Origin of the sequence: Enemella evansiae (genome assembly GCF_002250705.1) — a bacterium.
Classification (GTDB): domain Bacteria; phylum Actinomycetota; class Actinomycetes; order Propionibacteriales; family Propionibacteriaceae; genus Enemella; species Enemella evansiae.
On the sequence record NZ_NMVP01000012.1, the window covers coordinates 299,907 to 316,321 of the forward strand.

The 16,415-nt window shown below is 69.2% G+C and carries 13 protein-coding genes; 2 read left to right on the top strand and 11 right to left on the bottom strand.

Annotated elements, in window-relative coordinates:
• Positions 1 to 4 precede the first annotated feature (4 nt).
• The gene (locus BI335_RS10010) at positions 5 to 1,027 is read right to left on the bottom strand and encodes an alpha/beta hydrolase-fold protein (protein ID WP_094430684.1); all 1,023 of its coding nucleotides are present in this window, start codon (positions 1,025 to 1,027) and stop codon (positions 5 to 7) included.
• Between the two features lie 93 nt (positions 1,028 to 1,120).
• Positions 1,121 to 2,119: a bile acid:sodium symporter family protein gene (locus tag BI335_RS10015; protein ID WP_094356657.1), complete on the bottom strand. Its 999-nt coding sequence runs from the start codon at positions 2,117 to 2,119 to the stop codon at positions 1,121 to 1,123.
• Between the two features lie 45 nt (positions 2,120 to 2,164).
• Between BI335_RS10015 and BI335_RS10020 the strand changes: the two genes are divergently transcribed.
• The gene (locus BI335_RS10020; RefSeq protein ID WP_208109270.1) at positions 2,165 to 2,836 is read left to right on the top strand and encodes a GntR family transcriptional regulator; all 672 of its coding nucleotides are present in this window, start codon (positions 2,165 to 2,167) and stop codon (positions 2,834 to 2,836) included.
• A gap of 30 nt (positions 2,837 to 2,866) precedes the next feature.
• Here the strand turns inward: BI335_RS10020 and BI335_RS10025 are convergent, their stop codons facing one another.
• From BI335_RS10025 to BI335_RS10050, 6 genes are read right to left on the bottom strand one after another with little or no spacing between them, the layout of a single operon-like run.
• Positions 2,867 to 4,690, bottom strand: a complete 1,824-nt coding sequence (locus BI335_RS10025) for a gamma-glutamyltransferase family protein (RefSeq protein WP_094430686.1) — start codon at positions 4,688 to 4,690, stop codon at positions 2,867 to 2,869.
• Positions 4,687 to 5,685, bottom strand: coding sequence for an ABC transporter ATP-binding protein (locus tag BI335_RS10030; protein WP_094430688.1), 999 nt, complete (start codon positions 5,683 to 5,685; stop codon positions 4,687 to 4,689). The genes BI335_RS10025 and BI335_RS10030 overlap by 4 nt, the downstream gene beginning before the upstream one ends.
• Positions 5,682 to 6,710, bottom strand: a complete 1,029-nt coding sequence (locus BI335_RS10035) for an ABC transporter ATP-binding protein (protein WP_094404459.1) — start codon at positions 6,708 to 6,710, stop codon at positions 5,682 to 5,684. The genes BI335_RS10030 and BI335_RS10035 overlap by 4 nt, the downstream gene beginning before the upstream one ends.
• Positions 6,707 to 7,600 (bottom strand): ABC transporter permease, encoded by an 894-nt coding sequence (locus BI335_RS10040; protein WP_094430690.1) that lies wholly within the window; start codon positions 7,598 to 7,600, stop codon positions 6,707 to 6,709. The genes BI335_RS10035 and BI335_RS10040 overlap by 4 nt, the downstream gene beginning before the upstream one ends.
• The gene (locus BI335_RS10045; RefSeq protein ID WP_094430691.1) at positions 7,597 to 8,553 is read right to left on the bottom strand and encodes an ABC transporter permease; all 957 of its coding nucleotides are present in this window, start codon (positions 8,551 to 8,553) and stop codon (positions 7,597 to 7,599) included. The genes BI335_RS10040 and BI335_RS10045 overlap by 4 nt, the downstream gene beginning before the upstream one ends.
• Positions 8,550 to 10,202 carry an ABC transporter substrate-binding protein gene (locus BI335_RS10050; RefSeq protein ID WP_094430693.1) on the bottom strand — a complete coding sequence of 551 codons (1,653 nt, stop codon included), beginning with the start codon at positions 10,200 to 10,202 and terminating at the stop codon, positions 8,550 to 8,552. Before BI335_RS10050 ends, BI335_RS10045 begins: the two co-directional genes overlap by 4 nt.
• A 276-nt stretch (positions 10,203 to 10,478) precedes the next feature.
• Between BI335_RS10050 and BI335_RS10055 the strand changes: the two genes are divergently transcribed.
• On the top strand, positions 10,479 to 11,852 hold the full coding sequence (locus BI335_RS10055) for an HNH endonuclease signature motif containing protein (protein ID WP_094430695.1): 1,374 nt from the start codon (positions 10,479 to 10,481) through the stop codon (positions 11,850 to 11,852).
• A 53-nt stretch (positions 11,853 to 11,905) separates the two neighbouring features.
• Here BI335_RS10055 and BI335_RS10060 read toward each other — a convergent pair whose 3' ends face one another.
• The 3 genes from BI335_RS10060 to ppdK form a co-directional block, all read right to left on the bottom strand.
• On the bottom strand, positions 11,906 to 12,262 hold the full coding sequence (locus tag BI335_RS10060) for an HIT domain-containing protein (protein WP_094430801.1): 357 nt from the start codon (positions 12,260 to 12,262) through the stop codon (positions 11,906 to 11,908).
• Between the two features lie 26 nt (positions 12,263 to 12,288).
• Positions 12,289 to 13,311, bottom strand: a complete 1,023-nt coding sequence (locus BI335_RS10065; RefSeq protein ID WP_094430697.1) for a hypothetical protein — start codon at positions 13,309 to 13,311, stop codon at positions 12,289 to 12,291.
• A gap of 341 nt (positions 13,312 to 13,652) precedes the next feature.
• Positions 13,653 to 16,301 (bottom strand): pyruvate, phosphate dikinase, encoded by a 2,649-nt coding sequence (gene ppdK / locus BI335_RS10070; protein ID WP_094430699.1) that lies wholly within the window; start codon positions 16,299 to 16,301, stop codon positions 13,653 to 13,655.
• Positions 16,302 to 16,415 lie beyond the last annotated feature (114 nt).

The window sequence follows — 16,415 nt, forward strand, 5'->3', positions numbered from 1 at the left end:
ATGTCTAGCAGCCCCAGGCGGTCGCCAACAGTTCCCGCAGGTGCGGGTCGAACAGGTCGCGCCAGCAACTGGTGGTGTGCCCCTGCCGGGCGGTCCCCCAGCCGACACCCCGGTCGCCACCCGCACCGAGCCCGCGCAACCGATCGCGGAGCAGCTCGTTGTTGGCCAGGTTCTCCTCCGCGGTGCCGCAGACCATCGTCACCGCACCCAGATCCGGCAGGGCCTCGGCCGCGGCGATCTCGGCGGTGAACCCGGCGATCCGCGGGAAGTGGGCGTACCCCTGTTCACCCGGATCGGTGTCGGGGCTGAAGAAGGACCCCGAGGCCAGCCAGAGACCGGCGAAGGTGCCGGGGTGGCGCCAGGCGGCGTGCAGCGCGGCCAGCGCACCGAGGCTGGCGCCGGCGAGCACCGGTTTCCGACTGCTCGGCCAGCGCTGCCGCAGCACCCCGACGGCCTCCGCGAGCACGGCGGCGTACGCCTCATCGGCGCTGTAGCGCTGGTCGCGGTCCGGGCCCGGGTCGAGCAGCACGACCCGAAGTGGGTGACCGAGCGTGCCGACGAAGCGGGTGAGCGCGGCATGGGCCGCGAGCTCCGGCCCGTCGTGCACCAGCAGCATCGGCAGGTCGTCACCGGGGCGGCTGCTCGCCGGGGACCAGACGCGGGCGGTCAGCTCGCCGGCCGCGGTGTCACTCAGCCCCCAGTGCTCCAGGTGCTGGGCCGGTTCCTCGGCCGCCAGCCAGGCCGGTTCGGCGTACGCCCCGATCGGCAGCCAGGAGCTCGGCCCGAAGCTCCCGCCGGCGACCCGCGGATTGCCCGGATCGGGGATGGTCTGCTCGGCCCCGGCGGCATCGGTGACCCGCAGCGTGTAGTCGAGCCGGTCCAGCGGCGGTGTCGGCATCCGCAGCGCCCAGCCGGTCCGGATGCGCCGGAAGCGGGTCGGCAGGTCGAGGTCCAGGTGGTACGCCAGCTCGACGCGTCGCCAGCTGCGTTCGGGGTCGGGCACGCTGAGCCGCAGTTCGTCGGTCACCGGTCCAAAGCTACGGTGCCGCCACCCCGCTCATCGAGTAGGCCGCCATGCGTAGCGAAGCGGAGCAATGGCGGCCGTGTCGAGATGAAAGGGCTATTTCTCGACCCCCGCGCGTACCGGCTCCTCGGGCAGCTTGGACCAGCGGCGCGCCAGCTGGGCGCAGACGATCAGTTGCAACTGGTGGAACAGCATCAGCGGCAGCACCATGATGCCGACCTGGTCGGCGGGGAAGAGCACCTTGGCCATCGGCAGCCCCGACGCCATCGACTTCTTCGAACCGGCGAAGACGATCGCGATCCGGTCCGGCCAGGAGAAGCCGAGGGCCTTGCTGATCAGCATGGTGGCGGTCATCACCGCGGCCAGCAGGATCCCGTTGACGACCAGCAGGGCGAGCAGCTGCCAGCCGGAGATCCGCGACCACATGTCTTCCCGCATGCCGGCACTGAAGGCGGTGTAGACGACCAGCAGGATCGCCAACCGGTCGGTCTTGGAGATGATCTTCTTGTTCCTGGTCAGGAATCCCTTGAGCGGCTTGTGCAGCAGCTGACCGACCGCGAAGGGCAGCACCAGTTGCAGCAGCAGCTTCCAGACGGTGTCCAGGCTGATCGTGGTGTGCGCCCCCATCAGCAGCGCCACCAGCAGTGGGGTGATCAGCACACCGAGCAGATTCGAGAACGAGGCCGCACAGATCGAGGCGGCGACATTGCCCCGGGCCATCGAGGTGAACGCGACCGAGGACTGCACGGTGGAGGGCAGCAGCGACAGGAAGAGCAGGCCGCCGGCCAGCGTCGGGGAGAGCAGCGGGCTGGTCGCGGTGGACAGCACCCAGCCGACGATCGGGAAGAGCACGAAGGTGAAGCCGAGCACCAGCAGGTGCAGCCGCCAGTGCCGGAAGCCGTCGCGGGTCTCCTCGGTGGACAGCCGCGCGCCGTAGAGGAAGAACAGGAACATCACCGCGATGTCGGCGGCCCACTCGGTGGGTGCGACGGCGGCCCCGCGGGCGGGGAGCACCGCGGCCAGCAGCACCACACCGAGCAGCACCAGCACATAGGGGTCGAGCCATCGGGTGATGGCGGCGAACACCTTCTTCATCAGACCTCCTGCCAACACTCGGCCGTGCGGTATACCGTGTACAGCGTGGAGCGTTCTTCGGCGGCGATCAACCTGGGAGCCGCCCACATCCCGCTGCGGACCCAGGTCGCGGACGAGCTGCGGCGCCGGATCACCGATCGGGAGCTGGCACCCGGCGCACGGCTGGTGGAGCACCAGTTGGCCGAGCAGCTCGGCGTCTCCCGCAATCCGGTCCGCGAGGCGATCCGGGTGCTGGAGAGCGAGGGCTTCGTCGTCACCGTACCGCGCCGGGGTGTGGTGGTCGCCACCCTGGATGCGCAGAGTGTGACCGACCTGTTCCAGGTACGCGCGGGCCTGGAGGGGATGGCGGCCGAGCTGGCCGCCGGCCGGGTCGCCGCCGGTGAGGTCACCGTCGATGCGCTGCAGGGGGTGCTGGCCGAGGCCCGGCTGGCCACCGAGTCGGGTGATGTCACCTCGGTGGGCCGGTTGAACTCCGAGTTCCACGCCGGAATCGTCGCCCTGACAGGGAATCTGCTGCTCACCGAGATGGTCCGGCCGGTGATGTGGCGGGTCCGCTGGGTGTTCCGGCTGAGTGCCGAGGAGCGCGCCCCGCACTCCTGGACCGAGCACCTCGGGCTGCTCGAGGCGCTCACCGCCGGTGACCCGGAGGCCGCCCGGCGGCTGGCCATCGAGCATGTGCAGAAGGCCGAGCGGGCGGCCCTGCTGGCGATCGGCTGACCGGCCCGCCGGCCGGTGCGCTCCGGACGCTCAGCGACCGGCCGCATAGCCCTGCATACCCCGTGGGTTGGCGGCCGCGGCGAAGATCCCGGTCTCGGGGTGCCGGGCGATCGCCGACAGCCGGCCCTCCGTCCACGGCGCACCGACGGTGACCCGGTGGCCGCGCTCCCGCAGCCCCTCGATCAGGTCGGGGCCGGCATTTCCTTCCACGGTGAGGGATCCGGGCTGATAACCACGCGGCCAGAACGAGCCGATCACCGCATCGGTGTGCCAGTTGGTGGCATCGATCGCGGCCTGCAGATCGAGGCGTCCGCTGCGGGCGTACTCGTCGGCGATCCGCAGGAACAGGTGGGTCGACCACTGGTCCTGCTGGTCGCCACCGGGGGTGCCGAAGGCGAGCACCACCCGGCCGCCGATCGAGGCCATGCTCGGCGTCAGGGTGGTCCGCGGGCGTCGGCCGCCGGTCAGCGAGTTGGGCAGGCCCTCGGTCAGCCAGGTCATCTGCAGCCGGCTGCCGAGCGGGAAGCCGAGTTCACCGATCACCGGATTGGACTGCAGCCAGCCACCGCTCGGGGTGGCGGCGACCATGTTGCCCCAGCGGTCCACCACGTCCAGGTGGCAGGTGTCGCCGCGGGTCTCACCGTTGGGCCGGGTGGAGCCGTCCTGCACCGTCGGCTCCCCCGCTCCCGCACCGGCCGCGGCCACCGATTCTCCGCGGAGCAGGCGTTCGATGTGGTCGGCGAGCCGGGGGGTACGCCCATCGGGGCTGCCCGGGCGCCAGTCCAGCGAGGCCTGCTCGCCGAGCAGGGCACGCCGCTGGTCGGCGTACGTCGGCGACAGCAGGGTGGTCAGCGGGACCGGTGCGGCGTCGCCGTACCAGGCGTCGCGGTCGGCGAAGGCGAGCTTCGCGCCCTCGACGATCCGGTGCACCACCGATGCGTCGAATCCCTGTGGGGCAAGGGATCCCGGGTCGATGTCGGCGAGCAGGCCGAGCTGCTGCAGCAGCACCGGTCCCTGGGACCAGGCCGCACCCTTGTGCACCGTCCACGGACCCCAGGTGCCGCTGACCGGTTCCTCCCAGGTCGCCCGGAAGCTGGCCAGGTCGTCCCCGGTGAGCATGCCGGCATGCTTCTCCCCGGAGGAGTCGAGCACGGCCTGCTCGCTGGTGCGCAGCATCGCCTCGGCGATGAATCCTTCCCGCCAGGTGCGCCGGGCGGCCTCGATCTGGGCCTCCCGATCGCTGCCGGCGGCCTCGGCCTCATCGATCAGCCGACGCCAGGTCTCGGCCAGCTTTTCGTTGCGGAACAGGGTTCCCGGCTGCGGCGACCGGCCGCCGGCAAGATAGACCTCGGCCGAGGTCGGCCAGTGGTCGGTGAACAGGTCGCGCACGGTCTCCACCGTGCCGCCGATCCGCGGTACCGGGTCGTGCCCGCCGGCGGCCAGGTCGATGGCGTAGCTCAGCACCTCCCGCAGCGGCCAGGTCCCGTGCTCGGCGAGCAGCAGCAGCCAGGCGTCCACCGCACCGGGCACGGCGGCGGCCAACGGGCCGGTGCCGGGTACCAGGTCCAACCCGAGCGCGGTGTAGGAGGCGACCGAGGCGGCGGCCGGTGCCGGGCCCTGTCCACACAGCATGCGCGGTGTCTCGCCGGCCACGCTGACCAGGATCGGGGCGTCCCCGCCGGGGCCGTTGAGATGGGGTTCCACCACGTGCAGGGCGAACCCGGTCGCCACCGCCGCGTCGAAGGCGTTGCCGCCGCGTTCCAGCACCGACTGTCCGCAGGCGGTCGCCAGCCAGTGGGTGCTGGCGACCATGCCGAAGGTGCCGGTCAGGGTGGGGCGGGTGGTGAAGCTCATCGGCGCTCCTTGCTGGCTGTGGTTCGTTCGGGGGCGATCAACCGCGGTGCGACACCGTCGTCGCTCACCAGGTGGCAGGCCACCTGACGCTCCCCCACGCTACGCAGCAGCGGCACCTCGGTGCGGCACCGGTCCACCGCGATCGGGCAGCGGGTGTGGAAGCGGCACCCGGGCGGCGGATCGGCGGGGCTGGGCAGGTCTCCGGAGACCACGATCCGCTGCCGGGCCCGTTGCTCGTCCGGATCGGGCACCGGGGCGGCGGAGAGCAGTGCCTGGGTGTAGGGGTGCAGCGGATCGGCCATCAGCGCGGCCGTCGGCCCGGTCTCGACGATGGTGCCGAGATACATCACCGCGACCCGGTTGGCCAGGAACTCCACCGCGGACAGGTCGTGGGTGATGAACAGGCTGGCGAAGCCGAGCTCGCGCTGCAGGTCGGTGAGCAGGTTGAGCACCGCCGCCTGCACCGACACGTCGAGTGCGGAGGTCGGCTCGTCGGCGACCACCAGGGCCGGGTCGGTGGCCAGCGCCCGGGCCAGCGAGATCCGCTGCCGCATGCCACCGGAGAGCTGGTGCGGATAGAGCTCGGCGACCTCGGGGCGCAGTCCGACCCGGGCGATCAGCTCACCGACCCGCTGCCGGCGCCCGGCTGCGTCGCCGATCCGGTGGTGCTGCAGCGGTTCGGCGATGATCTCCCCGTTGGTCATCCGCGGGTCGAGCGACGACGAGGGGTCCTGGAAGACCAGGTTGAAATCGCGGCGCAGCGGCCGCAACCGGCGCGCGGACAGTGCGGTGATGTCGGTGCCCTTGAAGGTGATCGTTCCCGAGGTCGGCTCGTCGAGGCGGACCGCCAGTCGGCCGATGGTCGACTTGCCGGAGCCGGATTCGCCGACCAGGCCGAGGATCTCGCCCTCGTCGATGTGCAGGGTCACCCCGTCGGCGGCCCGGACGGGACCGAAGTGCCGGGTGACGTCGGTGAGTTCGAGGATCCGGCTCATACCGGCACCTCCTCGGGTGCCCGCACCCGGGCGATCCCCGGATGGAAGCAGGCGACGGCGTGACCCGCGCCGCGATCGGTCAGCGGTGGCCGGGTGCTGCGGCACTCGTCGTCGGCGTTCGCGCAGCGGTCGGCGAAGGTGCAGGCCTCCGGTTGTTCGGTCAGATTGGGAACCAGTCCGGGGATCTCGGCGAGCCGCCTGCCCCGGCCCCCGGGGCGCAGCACGGCCCCGAGCAGGCCGCGGGTGTAGGGGTGCTGCGGATCGTCGAAGATCTCGGTGACGGTGCCGCTCTCCACGACCCGGCCGGCGTACATCACCACCACCCGGTCGGCGACATCGGCCACCACCCCGAGGTCGTGGGTGATCAGCACGATCGCGGTGCCGAGGCGTTCCCGCAGTTCCTTCAGCACATCGAGGATGCCGGCCTGGATGGTGACGTCGAGGGCGGTGGTCGGCTCGTCGGCGATCAGCACCGCCGGATCGCAGGCCACCGCGATCGCGATCATCACCCGCTGCCGCATGCCGCCGGAGAGCTGGTGGGGATAGGAGTCGATCCGCTGCTCGGCGGCCGGAATGCCCACCAGGGTGAGCAATTCGATCGCCCGGCGGCGGGCCTGCTGGCGGTCCATGCCCAGGTGCCGGCGGAGCACCTCGACGATCTGCCGGCCGATGGTGAGCACCGGGTTCAGCGAGGTCATCGGTTCCTGGAAGATCATCGCGATCTGCTTGCCCCGCAGCGGTTGCAGCTGCTGTTCGGTGGCGCCGACGAGCTGGGTGCCCTGCAGCAACGCCGAGCCACCGACGCGGGCGGTCCGCGGTTGCAGGCCGAGCATCGACATCGCGGTGACCGACTTGCCGCACCCGGACTCGCCGACGATCGCGAGCACCTCACCGGGCCGGACGGCGAAGGACACCCCGTCGACCGCGTGGATCCGCCGTTCCGCGGAGGCGAAGCGGACGTCCAGGTCCTCGACGGCGAGCACGGGTTCGGTGGGCACGGCGTCGGTGGGGACTGTTTCGGTCATGACCGGTCTCCTCGGGGGTCGAAGGCGTCCCGGGCGCCGTCACCGAACAGGTTGAACGCCAAGGTGGCGAGCACGATGAACAGGCCCGGAAAGACCGCCAGCCAGGGCGCGGGGAACAGGAAGGACTGGGCCGCCGACAGCATCACACCCAGCGACGGGGTCGGCGGTTGCACACCGAGACCGAGATAGCTGAGCACGGCCTCGGACAGGATGGCCGCCGGGATGGCGACGGTGAGCTGGACGATCAGCGCGGAGGCGGAGTTGGGCAGCACGTGCTGCACCAGTGCCCGCAGCGGCGTACCCCCGTTGGCGATCGCCGCGGCGACATAGTCGCTGTCCCGCAACCGCAGCGCCTCGGCCCGTGAAACCCGAACCAGGGCGGGGATCTGGGCGATCGCGACCGCGATCGTGGCGTTCGTCAGCGAGGGGCCGAGGATGGCGGCCAGGCCGACCGCCAGGATCAGGAACGGGAAGGCGAGCAGCACATCGGTGAGCCGGGAGACCACGGTGTCGAGCCAGCCGCCGAAGTAGCCGGCGAGCATGCCCAGCGGGATGCCGACCAGCCCGGCGATCAGCACCGCCAGCAGCCCGACCTGCAGCGAGGCGCGCAGCCCGAAGAGGATCCGGGACAGCTGATCGCGGCCCAGGTCGTCGGTGCCGAACCAGTGCGCCGGGCTCGGCTGCTGGAGGGCGCTGTTGAAGTCCGGCCGGGCATAGTCGTAGGGGGTGAGCAGCGGTGCCAGGATCGCGGCCAGGATCATCAGCAGCGCGATCACCCCACCGGCCAGGGCCAGCTTGTTGCGGACCAGCCGGCGCAGCAGGATCTGGCTGCGGGACTGGGGTTTCGGCGCGGCCGCGGTGACCGCGGTGCCCACTGCTGCGCTGCTCATCGGCTGCCTCCGGCGAGTCGGATCCGCGGGTCGAGGACCGAGTAGGTCAGGTCGACCAGCAGGTTGATCAGGATGTAGGCGAAGGAGGTCAGCAGCACCACGGCCTGGATCACCGGGTAGTCACGCTGGAAGACCCCGTCCAGGGTGAGTTTCCCGAAACCGGGGAGGGTGAACACCTGCTCGGTGACGACGGCGCCGGCGATCAGGTTGCCGAGTTGCAGACCGAGCACCGTGACCACGGTGATCAGGCTGTTCCGCAGGGCGTGCGAGACCAGCACTTCGCGGCCCAGCAGGCCCTTGGCGCGGGCGGTACGCACATAGTCGGCGGACAGCGAGTCGAGCAGTCCGGAACGGGTCTGGCGCATCACGACCGCCGACAGCCCGGAGCCGAGCACGATTGCGGGCAGGATCATCCGCTGCAGATTCTCCAACGGGGACACGCCGAATGGCACGAAACCGGAGGCGGGCAGCAGCGGGATCGCCACCGCGAAGGCCAGGATCAGCAGGATGCCGAACCAGAAGTTGGGGACCGACAGGCCGAGCAGGGCGAGTCCATTGGCGAACCACTCGGCGGGCCGGCCGCGCCTCACCGCGGCCAGGGTGCCGGTGGCGATGCCGAGCACGGTGGCGAAGAGCATCGACAGCAGGGCGAGTTCGATGGTGACCGGCAGGGCGCTGACGATCTGGTCCAGGACCGGTACGCCGGTCCGCGCGGAGTTGCCGAAATCCAACCGGATCGCCCGGGAGATCCAGATCAGGTATTGCAGGATCACCGGCTTGTCCAGACCGTACTGGTCGCGTACCGCCTGGATGGCCTCCGGGCTGCGGTCCTCGCCGGCCATCACCAGTGCCGGATCTCCTGGAATGGCACGGATTCCGGCGAACACCACGAAGCTGACCAGCAGCATCGTGACCAGCGCCTGACCCAGCCGGTTGAGCAGGTAGCGCGTCATGAGGTGTACCCCGCTTCGGTGATCCGGATGATGCCGTCGCGATAGACGCGGATGCCGCTGATCTGCTGGGTGGCGACGACCAGATTCGATTGGCGATAGAGATAGATCAGCGGTGCGTCCTCGGCGACCACGTCGATCAGCTGCTTGTAGATGTCGCGCCGGGCGGCGGTGTCGTTGGTGGCGACACCTTTCTTGATCAGGTCGTCGACCTGCGGGTTGCCATAACCGGAGTAGTTGTTGGCGGCACCGGTCTTCACGAAGCGGGTGATGTTGCCGTCCGGGTCGATCCGGCCGGACCAGCCGGCCGCCAGGGCCTGGAACTGGCCGTCCTGGGAGGTGGACAGCGAGCTCGCGAACTCCATCGGCCGCAGCTTCACCTCGAAGCCGGCCTCCGCGGTCATCGCCTGGATGACCTGGCCGATCCGGCTCGACTCGGGGGTGTTCGGGATCGTCAGTTCGAGCGGAATCGGTGTGGGTACGCCGGTTTCGGCGATCAGTTGCCTGGCGCGTTGCAGGTCGCGTGGCGCGCACGCGGACTGGGCCGGGTCGGCGTATTCGGTACCGGGTGCGATCGGCGTACAGGCCGGTTGGTAGAGGCCCTGGAAGACGATGGTGTTCAGCAGATTGCGGTCGATGGCGAGGCTGAACGCCTGGCGGAGCCGTTTGTCACCTGCCATCGCGCTGTTCACCGGACCCGGGGGATTGCCTATCCCATTGGCATTGTTGAGGTTGAAGTAGATGCCCTGGTAGCCGAGCGAGCCGGAGCTGAAGAGTTGCAGGGCGTTGTCACCGGCCATCGATCCGACACTGACCGGATCCATCTGGTCGCCGACCTGGACGTCGCGGGAGCGCAGGTTCGACAACCGGACGCTGCCGTCGGTGATGATCCGATAGACCACCTGCTGCAGCCCGACCTGGTCCGCGGCATAGTAGTTGGGATCCTTGTCCAGCACGATGCGGTCACCGGGGATCCGTTCACTGAAACGGAATGCTCCGATGCAGACCGGCCGCTGGGAGAACTCGTCACCCAGTTCGGTGAGCGCCTTGGGTGACATCACCATGCCCGCGCGATCGGCGAGCACCGAGAGCAGGGAGGCGTCCGGTTGTTTGAGTTTCAGCACCACCGTGCCCGGGTCGGGTGCGTTGATCGAGGCGACGTTGGCGAGTTCGCTGCGTCGGCCGGAGGTCTTGAGAGTGAGGTGCCGGTCCAGGCTGGTCTTCACCGCGGCGGCGTCCATCAGGGTGCCGTCGGCGAACTTCAGACCCTGCCGGATCGGGATCGTCACCGTCTTCTGGTCCGCGCTGATGCTCGCGGGGGCGGCCGCGAGCTGGGGCACGATCTGCAGATTCTGGTCGAGGTCGTAGAGCTTCTCGCACATCGAGGCGAACACCTGCCGGGCCACCAACGTCGAGGAGCGGGTGGGGTCGAGCCGATCGGGGTCGCTGGCCAGCGCGATCTGCAGGGTGCCACCGGGGCGTACCGGCCGCAGATCGGTGAGCCGGTCACCCTCCAGCTTCGCCCCGGTCGGGCCCAACGGCGCACAGCCGGCCAGCAGCAGTCCGAGCAGCCCCAGCAGGGCGGGCAGCACCAGCCTCGGCCGCTGGCGCGGGCGGGCTGCGCTGGATCTGTCGTGCCGATGCACTCCCATGACGGGAGACGGTATACCGAATACCAATCTGGCGGTAGAGGGTTACCAGAATGTGTCCGGCTCATCCGCGGCGACAGCGCACCCCACGTTCATCGAATAGGTCGCGCAGCGAGGCTTCCTCACGTTCATCGAGTAGCGCGGTATGCGGAGCGGAGCGGAGCAATACCGCGCGTGTCGAGATGAACCCCAGAAAAGTTATCCACAGATTTCCAGATTCCTTTGCAGGACGGGGAATCCGGGCCAGCACTGTCAGACCCCTCGTGTTGGATCGATCGTATGGACAGCACCGCAGCAGCCATGATCGAGACCGCGACCGCGGTCGATGATCTGCTGCGCCAACTCCTCGCGATGGACGACCGGCTCCTCACCGACGAACAACGCCTCCACCTGGGCGAGCTCAACGAGCAGATCACCGCCCGCCTGCACGCCCACACCACCCGCACCCTGGCCGGCATCGACCAGGCTGATGCGTCGAAACACGTGCATGGGGTGTGCACCACCACCTGGATGCGGGAACGCCACGCCTACTCCGGACCGGAGGCGTCCGGGGTGCTGCGGGAAGCGATCCGGATCGTCAACGCACCACTGGTGTGGGAAGGGCTCGCGCAGGCCAGGGTGTCCCCACGGCAGACGACCGCGATCCTCACCGCGCTGAAACACCTCCCGCCGGAGTTGCCGGCCTCCCAGGAGGTCGCGGCGCAGCAGACGATGGTGGATCAGGCCCAGCAGTTCGGTCCGTCCGAGCTGCGGGTGCTGGGTGTCCGGTTGGTCGAGGTGGTCGACCCCGACCACGCGGATGCATTGTTGGAGCGGCGGTTGGAGCAGCAGGAAGCCGCGGCGCGCCGGAACCGGGAGTTGCATCTGTATCCCGATGGGATGGGCTCCACCATCATCAAAGGACGACTGCCGATTGCCGAGGGCGAGAAGCTCTTCGCCCTGCTGGATTCACTGGTGGACAAGAACAAGACCGACGAACCACCGGTGTGCGGGTCGTACTGCACCGGCCCGTCCTGCGGCCTGTGCGGCGGCCGACCCTCCCGGTCGATGCGCCGTGCCGACGCGCTGCTGGAGCTCGCCCAGGCGTACGCCGACGCCTGCCACGCGCCGGCACGGGGTTCGGACCGGGCACGGGTCAACGTGACCGTCGATATCGAGACCCTGGTGCGTGGCATCGGCTACATCGACACTCCCGCCGGCCCGATGTCGGCCCAGCAACTCCGCCTGCTGGCCTGCGATGCCGAGATCATCCCGGTGGTCCTCAACTCCATCGGCGTTCCGCTGGATGTCGGGAAGGCGCAGCGGTTCTTCGAGAGCGAGTTGCGGGCCGCGCTCGTCGCCCGCGACGGTGGCTGTGCTTTTCCCGGCTGCGATCAGCCGGCCCGGCGCTGCGACGCCCACCACATCCGACCGTGGGTGTGGGGCGGGCCGACCAGCCTCGACAACGGCGTCCTCCTCTGCCCGCACCACCACGCCCTGGTGGAACCGTCGAGAACCCAACTGCACAACGACAACCGCTGGGAGGTACGGATCAACCCCGAGGACCGGCTGCCGGAGTTCCTGCCACCACAGGGATTGGAGCGGAACCGCCGACCGCGGCGGCATCTCCGGCATCGACTGCGGCAGTATCCCATCGGGGACGAGGATCATTGACGGTTCATCTCGACACGGTCGCAGAGCGACCTACTCGATGAACGTGGGTGACGTCAGCTCGCCCGCTCGCGCACGGCACCGCTGTGCACGTGGATGTGCAGATGCTTGGAGTCCTGATAGGCACCGAGATTGGTGAGCACCGCGGCGGCGCCGTGCTCCCGTTCCACCTCGCGCGCCACCGATTGGACGACCGCGAACAGGGCCCGCAACTGATCCTCGTCGGCCGCACCGGCGGTGGTCAGGGAACCGATGTGCTGCTTGGGTACGACCACGATGTGCACCTCCCAGGAAGGGCGCGTGTGATGGTAGGCCAGCACGCGCTCGTCGTCGTGGACGGTCCGCAGCTGGCGCGCATTCCGGATCGCCACATCACAGTAGAAGTCCGACCCGGAGTATCCAGCACCGATCATCGCCCACTCTCCCTTCGCATCCGGGCTCACCCGGTGAAGTGCCGCACGTCCCGCCACGAGGGATCCTCACTCGTCCCGCCCATCGCCCCGATCTCGCCCGCAAAGGCAGCCAGGTCGGCGTCGACGTTGCGGTCCTCGCTGTCCGTGTAGATGTGGAAGGTGCGGGCACCGCGCGAGGTCTCGTACGCCAGCAGGATTCCGCGACCGCCCAGCACCCCGGCGAGCCGGTCCTCGAGCAACCCCAGGTCGTCGAGAATATCCGCGTCCGCGGGCATTCCGTCGGCCCTCGCGGGATATCCCATGGTGATCGCGTGGTGACGATCCAGGGTCGGCGCGTCCAGCCAGCGCAGCCATGGCCGGAACGAAACCAACCCCGGGACACCTTGCTCGTCGGTCCATTGGCCGACCGCCCACTCGTCGGGATCACGGCGCCGATCCAGCTCGGCGACGGCAGCGAGCACCGCATCCCCGGGGAGCGCCGGCTCCGGAGCAGCGGTCAGCGGTTCGATCTCACCGAGCCACCGTTCGACGGAATCCTCACCGACGAGCCAGTCGAGCACCAGGAAGGTGACCTGCTGCCGCACCTCGGGCGGAGCGGTCGCGAAGGCGGGATGGTGTACGCCGACGTGCACCCGCAGCCGCTGCTCGTCGGGTTCGACCCGGCAGCTGGTCTCGGCCAGATCCATCCGCTGACCGGCGATCTCCAGGGTCTGGGTCAGTGCCTGCGGATCCGGTTGCTGACTGGGCCGGAACTCCCACGTCTCGTCCGGCGGCGGTGCCGCGCGATACCACCGCTCCGCGCTCGGGCGCGCAGCCGCGACCCCACCGGCAGTCACCGTCAACCGGTGTTGTGCCGACTCACCGGGGCCGAAATGCCAAGTGAGCTCCGGGTTGATCTCCTGCACCAGCCGGGTCAACTCATCGGTCGCCGAGGACACCTGATGCGGGCTGATGTGCCTGCCCTCGGTGGCCCACCAGCTCCAGAACGCGGTCACCGGATGCACCGCTGGTTCCTGCTGGTTGGCCTTGTTCCGCCTGAAGAACGCCATGAGTTGATTCTGTCAGGCCACGAGCGCGCGCCTGCCCTTGCGCAGCCCACGGGGGAGAGGCAGCATGGGTTGAGGCGGACGGAACGACCCCGTTGTCGCACCTCGGTGCTGACCTGAATAGCCGCTTCGACGGCCCATTGGTGGCGTTCCGTCCGCCGCCCATGTCGTCACCAACGCTGACGGTGCTTCGCGGCGCTCATCTCGACACGGCCGCCGAAACGGTCCTTCGACTCGTCGCTGCGCTCCTCGCTCAGGGAACGTGGGAACAGGCGGCGCTCATCTCGTCACGGCCGCCATTGCTCCGCTTCGCTACACATGGCGGCCTACTCGATGAGCGTGTGTCAGTCTTTGCCGAGCACGGCCCGCGCCGCGGCGAAGCGGGCGATCGGGACGCGGTAAGGAGAGCAGGAGACATAGTCCAGCCCGATCTCCTCGAACAGCGCGATCGACTCCGGATCGCCGCCGTGCTCACCGCAGACACCGGTCTTCAGATCCGGCTTCACCGAGCGGCCCTTCTCCACCCCGATCCGGACCAGTTCGCCGACGCCGTCGCGGTCGATCGACTCGAACGGGCTGCGCGGGATCACCTCGTCGTGCACGTACTGACCGAGGAAACCGCGCTCGGCGTCGTCGCGGGAGATGCCGATCCCGGTCTGGCTGAGGTCGTTGGTACCGAAGGAGAAGAAGTCTGCGTACTCCGCGATCTGATCGGCGGTGATCGCCGCGCGCGGCAGCTCGATCATCGTGCCGACCGTGTACTCCAGCTCGGCGCCGGCCCGCTCCAACTCGTCGGCGACGGTGTCCTCGACGATCGCGCGCTGCCGCTTCAGCTCCTCGGCGTACGCCACCAGCGGGATCATGATCTCCACCACCACGGTCTCACCCCGCTGCTCGCGCACCGCCAGCGCCGCGCGGACGATCGCCCGGGTCTGCATCTCCGGGATCTCCGGATAGAGCATGCCGAGCCGGCAACCACGGGTACCGAGCATCGGATTCTGCTCGTGCAGCCGCTTCACCGAACCCAGCAACACCTTCTCCCGCTCCAGCTCGGCCGCATCACCCCCGGTCAGCTCCAGCTTCTGCACCTTCAGCGACTGCTCGACCAGGTCCGGCAGGAACTCGTGCAGCGGCGGATCCAGCAACCGCACCGTGACCGGCAACCCGGCCATCGCATGGAAGATCCCCTCGAAATCCTCCTGCTGCATCGGCAGGATCTCCGCCAGCGCCGCGGCGCGCGCCTCGTCGTCCTCGGCCAGGATCATCCGGCGTACCGCCGGCAACCGATCCGCCGCCATGAACATGTGCTCGGTCCGGCACAACCCGATGCCCTCGGCGCCCAGCTCGCGGGCCTTCGCGGCATCCTCGGCATTGTCGGCATTCGCGCGGACACCGAGGCGCCGCTTCTCATCGGCCCAGTTCACGACGTGCTCGAAGTCCGCGTTGATCTGCGGCGGCACCAGCGGCAGCGCCGAGTCGTAGACCTCACCGGTCGAACCGTCCAGGGTGAACGTGTCGGATTCGCCGTAGGTCTTGCCGTCCACGGTCACGGTCTTCTCGGCCGGGTTGATCCGGATCCCCTGCGCACCTGCCACACACGGCTTGCCCATCCCGCGCGCCACCACCGCGGCGTGCGAGGTCATCCCGCCGTGCGCGGTGAGCACACCCTGGGCATGGATCACGCCATGGATGTCGTCGGGGGTGGTCTCGAAACGCACCAGCACCACCTGCTCACCGGCCGCGCCCTTGTCGGCGGCGGTGTCGGCGTCGAAGACCAACGTCCCGACCGCGGCACCCGGTGAGGCCGGCAGACCCTTGGCGATCGGCGACTGTCCGTGCTCGGGGTCGATCGCCGGGTGCAGCAACTGATCCAGCTGCTCGGGCTCGATCCGCTGCAACGCCTCGTCGCTGCTGATGATGCCCTCGTCCACCATGTCGTTGGCGATCTTCAACGTCGCGGCCGCGGTCCGCTTCCCGTTGCGGGTCTGCAGCAGATAGAGCTGGCCACCCTCGACGGTGAACTCCATGTCCTGCATGTCCTTGTAGTGCTGCTCCATCTTGTTCATCGTGTCGATGAGCTGGTCGTACGCCTCCGGCAGCACCTCCTTCATCTCCGCCAGCGGCTTCGGCGTCCGGATGCCGGCGACCACGTCCTCACCCTGGGCATTCACCAGGAACTCGCCATAGAGCTCCTTCGCGCCGGTGGACGGGTTGCGGGTGAAGCAGACCCCGGTCGCGGAGTCGTCGCCGCGGTTGCCGAACACCATCTGCATCACGTTGACCGCGGTACCGAGCGAGGCCGGGATGTTGTTGGCGCGCCGGTAGACGTCGGCGCGCGGGTTCTGCCAGGACCGGAAGACCGCGTCGATCGCCTTGCGCAGCTGCTCGGTCGGATCATTCGACCAGGCGCCGCCGAGCGCATCGTCGGAGAGCTTCTTGAACGTGGCAACGAGTTCTTTGAGATCCTCGGCGCTCAGCTCGGTGTCCTGCTCGACGCCCCGCTCCCGCTTCAGCTTGGTCAGTGCATCCTCGTAGAGGTGCGGTTCGATGCCCTCGACGACCTCGCCGTACATCTGGATGAAGCGCCGGTAGGAGTCCCAGGCGAACCGTTCGTTGCCGCCCGCTTTCGCCAATGCGGGAACGGTTTCCTCCGACACCCCGAGGTTGAGGATGGTGTCCATCATGCCGGGCATCGACTGGACCGCACCGGAGCGTACGCTCAGCAGCAGCGGCTTCTCCGGGTCGCCGAGCCCGAGCCCGGTGCGCTCCTCGAGCCGCCGGAGTCCCTCCTGCACCTGCTCCCACAGGCCGTCCGGCCATTCGCCGCCGCGGTTCATCGTCTCCACGCAGGCGGTGGTGGTGACGGTGAACGCGTCCGGGACGGGTACGCCGAGACGGTTCATCTCGGCCACCCCGGCGCCCTTGCCGCCCAGCAGGTTGCGCATGCTGGCGTCACCGTCAGCCAGGTCATAGACATATTCGGTGTGGGTCATCGGGGGTCTCCTTCGACTAACTGTCCAGCACGTGCGAGTGTGGCCGATTCTGATTGTGCAGCAGGGATTCCGGAAGCCACGATCCGGGTGCCGCCTGACGGGACGTGCGGTTCG

Bases quoted from the DNA above. Each gene is read 5' to 3' on its own strand.
- BI335_RS10015 (WP_094356657.1), bottom strand. From the start codon at position 2,119: ATGAAGAAGGTGTTCGCCGCCATCACCCGATGGCTCGACCCCTATGTG.
- BI335_RS10025 (WP_094430686.1), bottom strand. From the start codon at position 4,690: ATGAGCTTCACCACCCGCCCCACCCTGACCGGCACCTTCGGCATGGTC.
- BI335_RS10030 (WP_094430688.1), bottom strand. From the start codon at position 5,685: ATGAGCCGGATCCTCGAACTCACCGACGTCACCCGGCACTTCGGTCCC.
- BI335_RS10035 (WP_094404459.1), bottom strand. From the start codon at position 6,710: ATGACCGAAACAGTCCCCACCGACGCCGTGCCCACCGAACCCGTGCTC.
- BI335_RS10040 (WP_094430690.1), bottom strand. From the start codon at position 7,600: ATGAGCAGCGCAGCAGTGGGCACCGCGGTCACCGCGGCCGCGCCGAAA.
- BI335_RS10045 (WP_094430691.1), bottom strand. From the start codon at position 8,553: ATGACGCGCTACCTGCTCAACCGGCTGGGTCAGGCGCTGGTCACGATG.
- BI335_RS10050 (WP_094430693.1), bottom strand. From the start codon at position 10,202: ATGGGAGTGCATCGGCACGACAGATCCAGCGCAGCCCGCCCGCGCCAG.
- BI335_RS10055 (WP_094430695.1), top strand. From the start codon at position 10,479: ATGGACAGCACCGCAGCAGCCATGATCGAGACCGCGACCGCGGTCGAT.
- BI335_RS10060 (WP_094430801.1), bottom strand. From the start codon at position 12,262: ATGATCGGTGCTGGATACTCCGGGTCGGACTTCTACTGTGATGTGGCG.
- BI335_RS10065 (WP_094430697.1), bottom strand. From the start codon at position 13,311: ATGGCGTTCTTCAGGCGGAACAAGGCCAACCAGCAGGAACCAGCGGTG.
- ppdK (WP_094430699.1), bottom strand. From the start codon at position 16,301: ATGACCCACACCGAATATGTCTATGACCTGGCTGACGGTGACGCCAGC.